Annotated in this window: 13 protein-coding genes; 6 read left to right on the top strand and 7 right to left on the bottom strand. The window is 67.9% G+C overall.

Annotated elements, in window-relative coordinates:
- The first annotated feature begins 237 nt into the window (after nt 1-237).
- The 3 genes from ACFYTS_RS24480 to ACFYTS_RS24470 all read left to right on the top strand — a co-directional run bounded on the left by ACFYTS_RS24480 (nt 238) and on the right by ACFYTS_RS24470 (nt 2,789).
- Entirely contained in the window at nt 238-909 is a 672-nt protein-coding gene (locus ACFYTS_RS24480) for a SnoaL-like polyketide cyclase (protein ID WP_387307405.1), read from the top strand.
- 18 nt (nt 910-927) lie between these two features.
- Nucleotides 928-2,235, top strand: a complete 1,308-nt coding sequence (locus tag ACFYTS_RS24475) for a D-alanyl-D-alanine carboxypeptidase family protein (protein ID WP_387307403.1) — start codon at nt 928-930, stop codon at nt 2,233-2,235.
- A 98-nt stretch (nt 2,236-2,333) separates the two neighbouring features.
- Nucleotides 2,334-2,789 (top strand): DUF6294 family protein, encoded by a 456-nt coding sequence (locus ACFYTS_RS24470; RefSeq protein WP_357282204.1) that lies wholly within the window; start codon nt 2,334-2,336, stop codon nt 2,787-2,789.
- On the opposite strand, the gene yhjD is transcribed toward ACFYTS_RS24470, so the two are convergent.
- The 3 genes from yhjD to ACFYTS_RS24455 form a co-directional block, all read right to left on the bottom strand.
- Nucleotides 2,790-3,821 (bottom strand): inner membrane protein YhjD, encoded by a 1,032-nt coding sequence (gene yhjD, locus ACFYTS_RS24465; RefSeq protein ID WP_357282205.1) that lies wholly within the window; start codon nt 3,819-3,821, stop codon nt 2,790-2,792. It lies immediately after the preceding gene.
- A 30-nt stretch (nt 3,822-3,851) separates the two neighbouring features.
- A complete protein-coding gene (gene trpS, locus ACFYTS_RS24460) occupies nt 3,852-4,877 on the bottom strand; it encodes a tryptophan--tRNA ligase (protein ID WP_357282206.1) in 1,026 nt (341 codons plus the stop codon).
- A gap of 179 nt (nt 4,878-5,056) precedes the next feature.
- Complete coding sequence (locus ACFYTS_RS24455) at nt 5,057-5,992, bottom strand: oxygenase MpaB family protein (RefSeq protein ID WP_387307400.1); 936 nt, start codon at nt 5,990-5,992, stop codon at nt 5,057-5,059.
- A gap of 114 nt (nt 5,993-6,106) precedes the next feature.
- On the opposite strand from ACFYTS_RS24455, the gene ACFYTS_RS24450 reads away from it, so the two are divergent.
- Nucleotides 6,107-6,745 carry a TetR/AcrR family transcriptional regulator gene (locus ACFYTS_RS24450; protein WP_357282208.1) on the top strand — a complete coding sequence of 213 codons (639 nt, stop codon included), beginning with the start codon at nt 6,107-6,109 and terminating at the stop codon, nt 6,743-6,745.
- Here ACFYTS_RS24450 and ACFYTS_RS24445 read toward each other — a convergent pair whose 3' ends face one another.
- The 4 genes from ACFYTS_RS24445 to ACFYTS_RS24430 all read right to left on the bottom strand — a co-directional run bounded on the left by ACFYTS_RS24445 (nt 6,746) and on the right by ACFYTS_RS24430 (nt 9,806).
- Nucleotides 6,746-7,870 (bottom strand): PQQ-binding-like beta-propeller repeat protein, encoded by a 1,125-nt coding sequence (locus ACFYTS_RS24445; protein WP_387307398.1) that lies wholly within the window; start codon nt 7,868-7,870, stop codon nt 6,746-6,748. It abuts the gene before it with no gap.
- 111 nt (nt 7,871-7,981) lie between these two features.
- Nucleotides 7,982-8,503, bottom strand: a complete 522-nt coding sequence (locus tag ACFYTS_RS24440) for a barstar family protein (protein WP_357282210.1) — start codon at nt 8,501-8,503, stop codon at nt 7,982-7,984.
- Nucleotides 8,503-9,003 carry a ribonuclease domain-containing protein gene (locus ACFYTS_RS24435; RefSeq protein WP_387307396.1) on the bottom strand — a complete coding sequence of 167 codons (501 nt, stop codon included), beginning with the start codon at nt 9,001-9,003 and terminating at the stop codon, nt 8,503-8,505. The genes ACFYTS_RS24440 and ACFYTS_RS24435 overlap by 1 nt, the downstream gene beginning before the upstream one ends.
- The gene (locus tag ACFYTS_RS24430) at nt 9,000-9,806 is read right to left on the bottom strand and encodes an exodeoxyribonuclease III (RefSeq protein WP_387307394.1); all 807 of its coding nucleotides are present in this window, start codon (nt 9,804-9,806) and stop codon (nt 9,000-9,002) included. Before ACFYTS_RS24430 ends, ACFYTS_RS24435 begins: the two co-directional genes overlap by 4 nt.
- A gap of 69 nt (nt 9,807-9,875) precedes the next feature.
- On the opposite strand from ACFYTS_RS24430, the gene ACFYTS_RS24425 reads away from it, so the two are divergent.
- Together ACFYTS_RS24425 and ACFYTS_RS24420 are read left to right on the top strand one after the other, a co-directional pair.
- The gene (locus tag ACFYTS_RS24425) at nt 9,876-10,730 is read left to right on the top strand and encodes an alpha/beta fold hydrolase (protein WP_387307392.1); all 855 of its coding nucleotides are present in this window, start codon (nt 9,876-9,878) and stop codon (nt 10,728-10,730) included.
- Between the two features lie 82 nt (nt 10,731-10,812).
- Nucleotides 10,813-11,637 carry an SAM-dependent methyltransferase gene (locus tag ACFYTS_RS24420; RefSeq protein ID WP_387307390.1) on the top strand — a complete coding sequence of 275 codons (825 nt, stop codon included), beginning with the start codon at nt 10,813-10,815 and terminating at the stop codon, nt 11,635-11,637.
- Nucleotides 11,638-11,686 lie beyond the last annotated feature (49 nt).

The following is an 11,686-nucleotide window of genomic DNA, read 5'->3' as shown; positions in this document are numbered from 1 at the left end:
AGTTCCAATCATTTGATTGCTTCTCGTTAATGAGAGAGTCTCTCATTTTGGAGAGACTGTCAATTCTTGTCATGTCATGGGTTCAGAGGGGCCGCAATGGGGTGTGTCACCATTCCGCCCTTTGGTACAGGTGTCTCAAATGCTCGTCGCGACACGGCATCTTCCTGCTGTTACCGTCATGCGGTCCGTTTTCGAGATCGACGACCCCACAAAGGGTCTGGACACGTGAGGCACGAAATGACCGACCAAGCAACAGAATCCGTCGAGACCCCCCTGCACCTGCAGGGCCGCGACGCCGTGATCGCCGCGGCCGCACCGGAGGACTGGCGTGAGGGCGCGCCCGACTACCACCTCAGCAAGGAAGTCATTCCGGTCGAGCGGAGCACCCAGCACGCGCCGGATTCGTTGGAGCACATCGTCGAAGAGCTCGTGAAGGTCTTCGAGATGGAGGTCTCGCACAAGAAGGACCCCGCCAAGTGGGTCTCCCTGGTGGCCGAGCACTACCGTGGCCGCGTCAACGGCGGCCAGTGGCAGGACGCCGAGGAATTCGCGCGCATCGGGTCCTACAACATCCTGATCGGCGAGAACCCCTTCTACGACGTCGCCGGTGAGGACTTCGAGTCCTCGCACAAGATCTTCCACACCGCGTTCCCCGGCGGCTTCTTCTGGGAGGTCCTCGAGGTGCTGTCCGGCCCGCCGACCGTCACCTTCAAGTGGCGCCACTGGGGTCGCTACGAGGGCGGGTACAAGGGTCACCAGCCCACCGGCGAGCTCATCGAGATGACCGGCGTGACCATCGCCAAGGTCTCCGAGGACCTGCGCATCGTCGAGCTCGAGCATTTCTACGACAACAACAAGCTGCTCGGCCCGCTCGCCCACGGCTGCCCTGTCAACCACTCCGCCAACTAGGCGATAAAGTCGGGCGCGATGAGTAACCGCAGGTATTCGCGCCTTCTCGCCGCCGCGACGCTCGCGACGGGCCTCACCGCGTTCTCGGGCACCGCCTTCGGGCCGGTGCTACCGGGAACCGCGGGGGCCGAGCCGTCGACCACCGCGCCGTCCACCACGACGCCGTTCACCACCCCCAATACCGACACCTGCCCGAACAAGACCACACCGCCGTCCCCCATCGACTCCTCCGAGGTGCCCGAACCCGGGCAGCAGGCTCCGGCGGCCCTGCCGATCCCGGACCCGCCCATCGGGGGCAAGCGGCTGGGCGGGTGCGGGGTGATCCTGCCGGCGGGGGCCGCGCCGCTGCCGGAAGGGATTTCGGCGACGGCGTGGGAGGTGGCGGACCTGGACTCCGGCGCGGTCCTCGCGGCCAAGGATCCACACGGCCGGTATCGCCCCGCCTCCACCATCAAGGTGCTGCTGGCGGCGGTGGCGATCCCGGCCCTGGACCTGGACACCGTGGTGACCGGCACCCAGGACGACGCGAACGCCGACGGCACCCGGGTCGGCATCGGCCCGGGCGGCAAGTACACCAACAAGCAGCTGTTCCAGGCGCTCATCATGGCGTCGGGAAACGATGCGGCGCATGCCATCTCGACCCAGCTGGGTGGCGACGACGCCACCGTCGCGAAGATGAACGCGATGGCGAAACGGTTGCAGGCGTTCGACACTCGCGCCGCCAGCCCGTCCGGGCTGGACGGGCCGGGGATGAGCACCTCGGCCTACGACCTGGCCATGCTGTTCCGGCATTCCATGACGCTGCCGCTGTTCGCGGAGCTGATCCACACCGAGCAGGTGGACTTCCCCGGCTTCCCCGCCGACCCGAAGATCCCCGGCGACAAGGATCATCCCGGCTTCCCCATCGCCAACGACAACCATCTGCTCTTCGAGTACGACGGCGCGATCGGCGGCAAGACCGGCTACACCGACGACGCCCGGCAGACCTTCGTGGCGGCCGCCGAACGCAATGGCCGCCGCTATGTGGTGAGCCTGCTCAAAGCGGACGTGCGGCCGTTCCGGCCGTGGGAGCAGGCGGCCAAACTGCTCGACTGGGCCTACGCGCTCCCGGCCGGGTCGAGTATCGGCACCATGCCCGACGGGTCCGCCGCGGCGAATCCCTCGGTGGCACTGGCCAGTCCGCCCGCGCCGCAGTCGGAGGCCGCCCCGGAGCCGGACACCGGCTCGGGTGACCACCAGGATCTGCGCACCGTGCTCATCGTCGGCGGCGTCTTCCTGGTCGTGGCGCTGCTGCTGGCGGCGCGGAGGCTGAGCCGCCGCCGCTGATCGGCGGTCGTTGGTCCGTCATTGGTTCCCCATTGGTGCGTCCTCGCACGGTGGTCACACGCCGGAATCCCGGTCACGACTCTGGAGGGGACCCCACCATGACAACCACCCGCAGCTCCCGCCTGCGCCGCCTGGCCCCGCTGGCCGCCGCGGTGCTCGCCCTCGGCGTCTTCGGCGCCACCACCTCCGCCGGACCCGCGTCCGCGGCCGCCCAGAAGTGGTACTCCTGGGACCACGACCTGCACAGCGGCGACTGCACCCTGTTCGGCGGCGCCAAGTGGACCATCGACTCCGACGGGCACGCCTGGTTCGACGGCACCGTCACCTCGTCGAGCAACGACGACGCCTGGCTGATGTGGGCGGAGCTGCGCGACAGCAATGGCGCGGTGCTCACCACGCTGCACAATGTGCACTACTACGACTACAACGACCAGGCGAAGTTCTCCCAGAACCTGCCCGACAAGCACAAGAAGTACCGCTGGTTCGCCGACGGCTCGTTCAACAAGAACCTCTACCCGCTGGTCGCGAAGATGAACCTGCGCAGCCACTGCTAGTCAGCGGCGGCGCAGCATCGAAAGCAGCACTCCCGCAAACGCTCCCGCTCCGAACACCGCCGCACCCGCTCCCGCCGGGAAGCCCGCCGCCGTCATCCGCGGCCGGATGACCGCCGGAGCGGGCGCTGGAATATCCTCGGCCACTTCGTTGTCCGAGGCGGTGGCCGCCCAGGCGGTGGCGAACAGGATGATCCGCGCGGTGAAGTAACTGAACACCATGAGCCCGATGATCGGACCGAACACCACGCCCGCCGGGCCGTTCACCACCGATCGCAGGATGATCGTGGCCAGCTGTTTGAACGCCTCGAACACCACCGCGGCCATCAGGGCCGCGCGGGCCGCGCTGCGGAAGGTGACCGGGTGCAGCGGCAGCCGCGCGATCATCCACGCGAAGACCGCCCAGTTGGCGAACACCGCGAGCAGTAGCGACACCAGCGTGAGCAGCGCGGTCATCCAAGCCGTCTGATGGATGTGCAGGCGATCCAGCAGGCTCCTGATCAGCCCGCTCGACGCCAGCACGGACAGGCCCAGCGAGACGAGGATGGCCAGGAACAGCCCGATCAGCGCCAGCAGGTCGGACGCCTTGGATACGAACCAGTTCCGCTTCTTACTGGGCTGATCCCACTGCTCGGTGAGCGCGGCCCGCAGGTTGGCGATCCAGCCGAGCCCGGCGTACGCGCCGGCCAGCAGACCGATGGTGCCCACGCCGGCCCGCGAATTCACGGCCTGGTGGATCAGATCGTTGATGGAGCTGCCCGCGGCGCCCGGAATGTTCTCGACGATCTTGTCCTGGATGTCGGTGAGCCACTGCGGATTCCGCGACAGCACGAAGCCCGCCACCGCGAATCCCACCATGAGTAGCGGGAACAGCGACAGCACCGTGAAATAGGTGATGCCGGCGGCGTAGTAGTCGCCGCGCTGCCGCTGATACCGGCCGCCGGCCCGGACCATATGGTCGAGCCAGGGCCGTCGCCGGATCTGCGTCCTTATCCACGTCTCGACGTTCTCGACGAGATTCCCGAACACCGCCACCTCCGCACACCTGGACGCGCGGCGGCCGGGTCAGCGGGCGAGGAACCCCACCCGGTCGTACACCTGCGCGAGAGTCCGCCCGGCGACCTCCCGTGCCCGCTCGGCTCCGGCGGCGAGGACACGATCGAGTTCACCCTGGTCAGACATGTATTCTTGCACCTTCGCGCGCAGCGGTGTCACGAACTCGATGAGCGCGTCGGCGGTATCCGATTTCAGGTCACCGTAACCCTTGCCGGCGTAGTCCTGTTCGAGCGTGACGATCGGAGTGTCGGTCAGCGAGCTCAGGATGACCAGCAGATTGCTCACGCCCGCTTTGGTCTCCGGGTCGTAGCGGATCTCGCGTTCGGTGTCGGTGACCGCGGAGCGGATCTTCTTGGCCGAGACCTTCGGGTCGTCGAGCAGGCTCAGCAGACCCGAGTCCGAGGCCGCCGACTTGCTCATCTTCGAGGTCGGGTCCTGCAGGTCGTAGATCTTGGCGGTGCCGGTCACGATGTGCGCCTCGGGCACCACGAAGGTCTTCTTGTAGCGAGTGTTGAAGCGCTGCGCCAGGTTTCGGGTCAGTTCCAGGTGCTGGCGCTGATCCTCACCGACAGGAACCAACTGGGGCCGGTAGAGCAGGATGTCGGCGGCCATCAGCACCGGGTAGGTGAACAGGCCGACCGTGGCGTTGTCCGCGCCCTGCTTGACCGACTTGTCCTTGAACTGGGTCATCCGGCTCGCCTCGCCGAAGCCGGTGATGCAGTTCAGCACCCAGGTCAGCTCGGCGTGCTCGGGCACCTGCGACTGCACGAACAGCGTCGACTTCTTGGGGTCGACGCCCAGAGCCAGCAGCTGCGCCGCCGACACCTTGGTCCGCTTGCGCAGCTCCTTGGGATCCTGCGGCACGGTGATGGCGTGCAGGTCGGGGATGAAATAGAAGGCGTCGAAATCGTCCTGCAGCCGCACCCAATACTGCAGCGCGCCAAGGTAGTTGCCGAGGTGGAAGGAATCGCTGGTGGGCTGGATTCCGGACAGTACCCGCTGCTTACGCTCAGCGGTCGGCTCAGGACTCGACATACGCCGAGCTTAATTTGCCCCTCCGCTGCGCTCCGGGGCGGGTTCGCGGCCACTGGTCCCGATTCTTCCCTCCTCCGCTCCTCCGCTTCGCTCCCGCTTCCGCTCCAAGCGCGGGGAGGCCGGAGCGCCGTCAAGAATCGGGACGCCGCGAACCACTGCTGTTCGGCAGAATCAGCTGGTCAAGCGCCGATTCGGTCCGAATACGAGCGCGGATCCACCCCCGGCATACTGGCCCGGCCGGAGCCGATCAGGCGCTGTTCACGGCGGGTGACCAGCTTGTACAGCGGGTAGCTGGGGCCGGTCATGGGGGCGGTGAGCGGGTTGCCGACCAGGGGCGGGGAGATGTGGGCGGTGCGGACCGCGCGGGCCAGGCCACGGAAGGCGACCTCCTCGCGCAGACCCCAGGACAGGTCGTACATGTCGCGGATGCGCTTGGGGAGGCTGCCCTGGACCAGGAGGGAGAAGCCGGAGAGGGCCTGCTGGGCGGGCATCGGGAGGGGGTGGGGGACGCGCTGGCCCATCAGGTAGGAGCCGACCAGTTTGGCCTCGTCGGTGAGGTGGGGTTCGTCGGAGGCCAGGTAGCCGTCGAAGTAGTCGCGGAATTCGCGGTAGGTGTAGGGCGCGGCGGTGCGCGGCATGCCGAACAGTTCGCCCCAGCGCACGTAGTCCTGGTAGAGGCCCTCGCGCTCGGTCGGGGTGAGGCGGCGGACCAGCAGATCGTGCATGACCTCGGCGGAGTCGAAGGTGAAGGCCATGGTCATGAACATCAGGTGCGGGTCGTGGGCGGAATAGCGGGTGCCCGCCGGGTTGGCCGTGCCCGCGGACTCGGGCAGCGCGCCCTCGACGGGGGCGTGGCGCTTGCGGGTGAATTCCCGTGCGCGGTCGGCTTCTTCGCGGGTGCCCAGGGAGACGGCCTCGAACAGGCGGCCGGTGAGGGCCAGGCGGGTGTACGGGGTGGTCCGGTGCTGGGTGTTCTCGGCGGTCCCGACGTAGAGCAGTGGATGTACCGCGCCGATGACCAGCGCCCGCTGGCCGTAGGTGACTCCGACCGCGCGTTTGCGCATGACCCGCCGGATCATCGAGTCGTCGGAGAAGTAGCCACTCTGTGCAGGCATCGTTGCCTCCCGGTCCGGTGTGATGGCCGCCACCACATCTGGAAACAGAGTCCCCCAGATCACGGATTCTGGCAAGACCTTCTACCAGAATCGCTCCCGTGCCAGAATCGGTTCGTGACCGGGCAACGGACCTACGGCGGCGTCTCCGCCGACGAACGGCGCACCCAGCGCCGCGCCGCCCTGATCGGCGCGGCTCTCGACATCCTCGGCACCCAGGGCCTCGACAAACTCACCGTCTCCGCGCTGTGCACCGGCGCGGGCCTCAACGAGCGCTACTACTACGAGAACTTCGACGGCCGCGACGCCGTGCTGTCGGCCCTGTTCGACACCATCGCCGAGGAACTGGCCGCCGCCCTGATCGCGGGCCTGCACGCCGCCCCCGACGACACCCGCGCCAAGGCGCACGCCGCCATCAGCGCCGGCATCGGCGTCCTCACCGACGACCCCCGCAAGGCCCGGGTGGCCTTGGTCGTCAGCACCGCCACCCCCGAATTGCGCACCCGCACAACCCACACCATCAAGGCGTTCGCGAATCTGGTGGCCGCCGAGGGCATCGACTTCTACGGCATCGCCGAGGCCGAACCCGACGCCCTGATCGGCTTCCGCGCGAACTACCTGGTCGGCGGCCTGGTCCACACCCTCTCCGCCTGGCTCCAGGGCGATCTCCCCATGACCCGCGAAGACCTCGTCGACGCCACCACCGACATCTTCGTCCTGCTCGGCGAGGACCTGGCCCGCGGACTGCGCCGCTGATCAGCGCGCGATGGCGGTGACCGTCGCGGGATCGGCGGTGGATTCCACGTAGCAGTGGGTGTCGCCGACGGCGAAGTGGACCTCCTGGCCCGGCTTGTCCGGAATCGTCTGCATCCAGCGGATTTTGCTGGTGCGGGCGTCGATCGCGCGCAGGGTGCGGGCGGCCAGCAGGTAGAACGACCCCGCGGAGCCGTAACCGGCCGCGTCCACGGCGTCGCCCTTGTCGGAGACGGTGAGGCTCCAGAGCGGGGAGATGTCGCCGCCGGGGCTCATGGCGTGCAGTTTCGAACCGTCGCACAGGAAGTAGGCGTCGCCGGAGCCGAAGACCGTGCCGGCCGCGTAGGGCAGGGTGGGTGTGGTCCACAACGCCGCACCGGTTTTCGGGTCGAGGCCGGACACGGTGTGCGCGCCGTCGCTGGCCAGCACCGCGCCCTTGACCAGGCCGGAAGCGATGGTGCTCGCCGAGACAGCGCTGTCACCCGCCCGCGACCAGGCCGTCTCACCGGTCTCCCGGTCGAGCGCGACGATATCGCCGCCGCTGCCCGGTTTCTGGTTGTACAGCAGCGAACCGCTCTCGGGCACGGTCAGTCCGTCACTCTCGCAGGGCACCCGCCAGCGGACCGTCTTGCTCGCCATGTCCACGGCCCACGCTTCCCGCCCCTGACCACCGTGGTCGGCCGCGATGAGGTATAGCACCTGGTCCCGAACCCCGTACACGCCGGCGACCGTCACGCCGTCGGGCGCGTCGAAGACCCATTTCCGTTGCCCGGACGCCAGATCCACGGCCACCACCCGGTCACCGGCTGCGTCGGGTTCGGCGCCGGGCGCGACCAGCGCGCCGTTCCACAGGCAGGATCGCTGCCCGATGCCGGGCGTCGTGATCGGCAGCCGCCACAACTCCCGCCCGGCCTTGGCATCGATCCCCGTCAGCGTCGAGTCGGATTCGGCCACGACCGTCCCGGCCCCGTACCGCACCCCCTTGACCGCGCTGTCAGCCTTGTATTCCCAGGCCACGCTGCCCGACGCCGCGGTCGCGCGCTCCCGCCGCGGCGTCCCGCACGCGGCCAGCACCCCCGCGGTCGCCAGAATCACCCCGCCCCGCAACACATTCCGACGCTCGATCACACCGATTCCCTACTCGCTCGACACACTGTCAGCGACTATAGGTCCAACCGGCCCCGCCCGAATACGAAACCGCCCGGCCTCTTCGAAGTGACGGGGCTGGGCGGGCGGGAGTCAGGAAGCGGAGGTTTCCGGATCCAGGGACAGGGGGATCACCGGGAGCCCGGGCGGGGTGGCGTCCTGGAGGACGACGCGGAACGGGATGCCGCGGGCGGCCCAGATGGCGGCGCAGTCGGTCATGGCCTCGGCGAACCAGTCGCGTTCGCCGGGCTGCCGGTCGAGCATGAGGGCCGCGTTGCGGATGACCACCACGTATCCCGGTGCGGCGCCGACGAAGTCGTCGATGTCGCGCAGGCATTCGTCGAAGGCGTCCTTGTTCTCCCCGAAGTAGTACGGGAACTGGAAGGCCGCGGCGAACTCGTCGAAGACCTCGGTGACCGTGCGCATCTTGCGGCCGCGCAGTTCCCGGCACAGGTAGCCGTCCGGCATCCGGTAGCGGACGCCGGAGAACTCGGCCGCGCCGACGGGCAGCACGCCCAGGACGGGAACGGGGGCGGCCGTGCGCGCGGCGGTATCGGAGATCTCGGCGGCGGCGGGGGCGGAGAGGAACTGCGATAACGGCGTGGGCTCGGTCATCAGCGCATCCTCGTGAATGTCTTGTAGTGGTCCCCCGTGTAATAGGCCGAACCGTCGCTGCCGGTGATGATGCGTTCGGCATCGCGGGTCTGGCCGCGCTGCTTGGGATTCACATCCCATTCCTGATAGGTGATGGCCTTCCCGGCGGCGTCCCTGCGGGCCAGGCTGCCGTCCCGGTTCTGCCAGGTGTCACCGCCTTTGGTGCCGGGCGAATCGGCCGAATCCGGCCATCGTCCGGCGTCGATCTCCACCAGGGTCGCGTAGGCGCGGTCGGGCACGCCCGCGACCTTGGACGGCGGCGCGGCCTGGTCGGCCGGAGCCGGGGTCGCGCCGCCCGGCTTGGCGGTGGTCCGAACCGTCGAGGTGGCGACGGGCTTGGCGCCGCCCGTGTCCCGCGGATGATCGTTGTTGGCGCGATTGGCGATGAAGGCCACGAGCAACAGCAGGATCGCGACGCCCAGTGTCAGCCAGGCGCTCGACTTCTTCGACAGCTTCTTCATCGGTACTGCACCGTCACCGGCGCGTGGTCGGACCAGCGCTCGGCATAGGTGGCGGCGCGTTCCACGACGGCCTGCTTGGCGCGCGCGGCGATCTCACCGCGGGCCAGCTGGTAGTCGATCCGCCACCCGGCGTCGTTGTCGAACGCGCGGCCGCGGTAGGAGTGCCAGCTGTACGGTCCCGGCACGCCCGGGTGCAGGTCTCGCACCACGTCGGCGTATCCGGCGGACAGCATGGACGACACCCACGCGCGTTCCTGCGGCAGGAAGCCCGCGTTCTTGACGTTGCCCTTCCAATTCTTGATATCGAGTTCGGTGTGCGCCACGTTCCAGTCGCCCATGATCACGAATTCGCCGGGGTGGGCCAGCATGCGCGCGCCGATGGCGTCGAGGAAGCGGTACTTCTCGTCCTGCATCGGGGTGCCGGCCTCGCCGGTGTGGACGTAGACGCTGGCGATGGTGAGGTCCTCGAAATCGGCCTCGATATAGCGGCCCAGGGTGGCGAATTCCTCGACGGGTGACCAGGTTCCGTCGGCGAGCAGGCCGACCCCGATCCGCACCGCGTCCGGCTGGTGCCGGGACAGGATGGCCACGCCCGCGCGGCCCTTCAGACCGGGTTCGGCATGGCTGAGGAACCATCCGGCGTCCAGCGCGGGCGCTAGTGCGCCACGCGTTTGCTCATCGGTTGCCCGCGTCTCCTGCAGGCAGACGATATCGGCCTCGGTAGCGGCCAGCCACTCGAGCAGTCCCTTGCCCGAGGCGGCACGCACTCCGTTCACGTTGCACGTACTGATGATTTTCGCCACTTCACGACCGTACAATGCGCATTACCGACTCTCTTCACGGACATCGAGGTCCAGGAAGGGGTGACGACGATGACGTCAGGCACCGCCAAGCCCTCCACCCCGCGCGCGCCCGTTCGGGCCATTCACACCGGCTCCGGTGAACCACTGCTCCTCCTGCACGGATTCATGATGTCCCCACATTGCTGGGAGCAGGTAGCGCAACGCATGGCCGGCCATTGCGAAGTGTTCGCTCCCGCATTCACCGGACACTGGGGCGGGCCCGAGCTCGATGGCTGGTTCATCGATATCAGTGCCCTTGCCGACAAGGTCGAGGACCAGCTCGACGAGATGGGCTGGCGCACCTGCCATATCGCGGGCAATTCGCTCGGCGGCTGGGTCGGCTTCGAACTCGCCCGCCGCGGCCGGGCCCGCACCCTCACGGCGATCGCGCCCGCAGGCGGCTGGCAATCCCCCTCGCTGCTGCAACTGCGGGCGGGATTGAAGTTCGCGGCGCTGGTGCCGCTGGTCGAGATCGGCAAGCATCTGCCCGACGCGATCACCTACAGCGGGCTCACCCGGCAGGCGGTGGCCATGCTGCTCACCAAGAACACCGAGGCGGCCTCACGATCCGGGCTGGAGGCGGCCATCACCTCGGCCCTGCACTGCCAGGCCATGCTGCCGATGCTGGTGAGCGGCTTGCGTTTCCCCGCCCTCGAGCACCTGTCCACGCTGAGCACGCCGGTGCGGCTGCTGCTGTGCGAGAACGACCGGATCATCCCGAATCGGGTGTACGCGAAGCGTTTTCTCGAGGAACTCCCCGAATCCACGGACCGCATCCTGGTCCACGATGTCGGACACGTCCCGATGTTGGAGGCCCCGGACCGCATCGCAACCCTCATCGCTGAACACGTCTACGCCAGCCGCACCCGCCTGCGGGCCGTCTGAATCGGACGTTGCCGCGAACCCACGCTGGAAAGCGTTCTCTTCCATAGGATTACTCTGACCGAGGCGTCCCTCCGATTGGGGTATGAGGAAGATGGAACAACCGCAGATCGATCAGTCCAAGCCCAGCATCGCCCGGGTGTACGACTACCTATTGGGCGGCAAGGACAATTACGCCGCCGATCGGGAGATCGGGGACTTCTTCATCAAGGATCTGCCGGGGTCGGTGGATATCGCCTACGCCAATCGCAATTGCCTGGTGCGCGCGATCGGCGAGATCTCCCGCGCGGGCATCACCCAGTTCATCGATATCGGCAGTGGGCTGCCCACCGCCGACAATGTGCACCAGGTGGCGCAGCGGCACCAGACCGATCCACACGTGGTCTACGTCGACAACGACCCGATCGTGCTGGCGCACGGCCGCGCCCTGCTGGAGACCGACGAGTACACCACCGTGCTGCACGCGGACCTGCGCGACTCCGAGGAGATCCGCCACCACTCGGAAGTGGAGCGGCTCATCGACTTCGACCGTCCGGTGGCGGTGATCTTCAGCGCGATCCTGCACCACCTCAACAATGACGAGAAGCCCGACCAGATCGTCCGCTACTGGGCCGACCAGATCCCGTCCGGCAGCATGCTCTACATCTCCCACTTCCGTTCCGGCTTCAACGAGGAGACCCGCCTCGCCGAGCAGAAGTTGCAGGCCAGTTTCGGCCGCGGCCGCTGGCGCTCCGACGAGGAGATCCTCGCCCTCTTCGGCAATCTCGAGATCCTCGAACCCGGTCTGGTCCCCTGCCCCCTGTGGCGCCCCGAACCCACCGCCCAAGGTGTGTCCCGCATCGGCGGCGACCACCACGACCTGAGCGTCTGGGAGCAGCTGATCTCCGCCGCCCTGGCTCGCAAGCCCTGACCCCGCCCGATTCCTTCGGGAAACCCGATCTGAAATGAGTTCCAGTCGA

The sequence above is a fragment of the Nocardia sp. NPDC004151 genome (assembly GCF_042874235.1).
Taxonomy (GTDB): domain Bacteria; phylum Actinomycetota; class Actinomycetes; order Mycobacteriales; family Mycobacteriaceae; genus Nocardia.
Note: the sequence above shows the minus strand (reverse complement) of the source record. Positions and strands in the feature narration are given on the sequence as shown.

Coding starts and splice junctions, on each gene's coding strand:
- ACFYTS_RS24480 (WP_387307405.1), top strand. CDS start 238: ATGACCGACCAAGCAACAGAATCCGTCGAGACCCCCCTGCACCTGCAG.
- ACFYTS_RS24475 (WP_387307403.1), top strand. CDS start 928: ATGAGTAACCGCAGGTATTCGCGCCTTCTCGCCGCCGCGACGCTCGCG.
- ACFYTS_RS24470 (WP_357282204.1), top strand. CDS start 2,334: ATGACAACCACCCGCAGCTCCCGCCTGCGCCGCCTGGCCCCGCTGGCC.
- trpS (WP_357282206.1), bottom strand. CDS start 4,877: ATGTCGAGTCCTGAGCCGACCGCTGAGCGTAAGCAGCGGGTACTGTCC.
- ACFYTS_RS24455 (WP_387307400.1), bottom strand. CDS start 5,992: ATGCCTGCACAGAGTGGCTACTTCTCCGACGACTCGATGATCCGGCGG.
- ACFYTS_RS24440 (WP_357282210.1), bottom strand. CDS start 8,503: ATGACCGAGCCCACGCCGTTATCGCAGTTCCTCTCCGCCCCCGCCGCC.
- ACFYTS_RS24435 (WP_387307396.1), bottom strand. CDS start 9,003: ATGAAGAAGCTGTCGAAGAAGTCGAGCGCCTGGCTGACACTGGGCGTC.
- ACFYTS_RS24425 (WP_387307392.1), top strand. CDS start 9,876: ATGACGTCAGGCACCGCCAAGCCCTCCACCCCGCGCGCGCCCGTTCGG.
- ACFYTS_RS24420 (WP_387307390.1), top strand. CDS start 10,813: ATGAGGAAGATGGAACAACCGCAGATCGATCAGTCCAAGCCCAGCATC.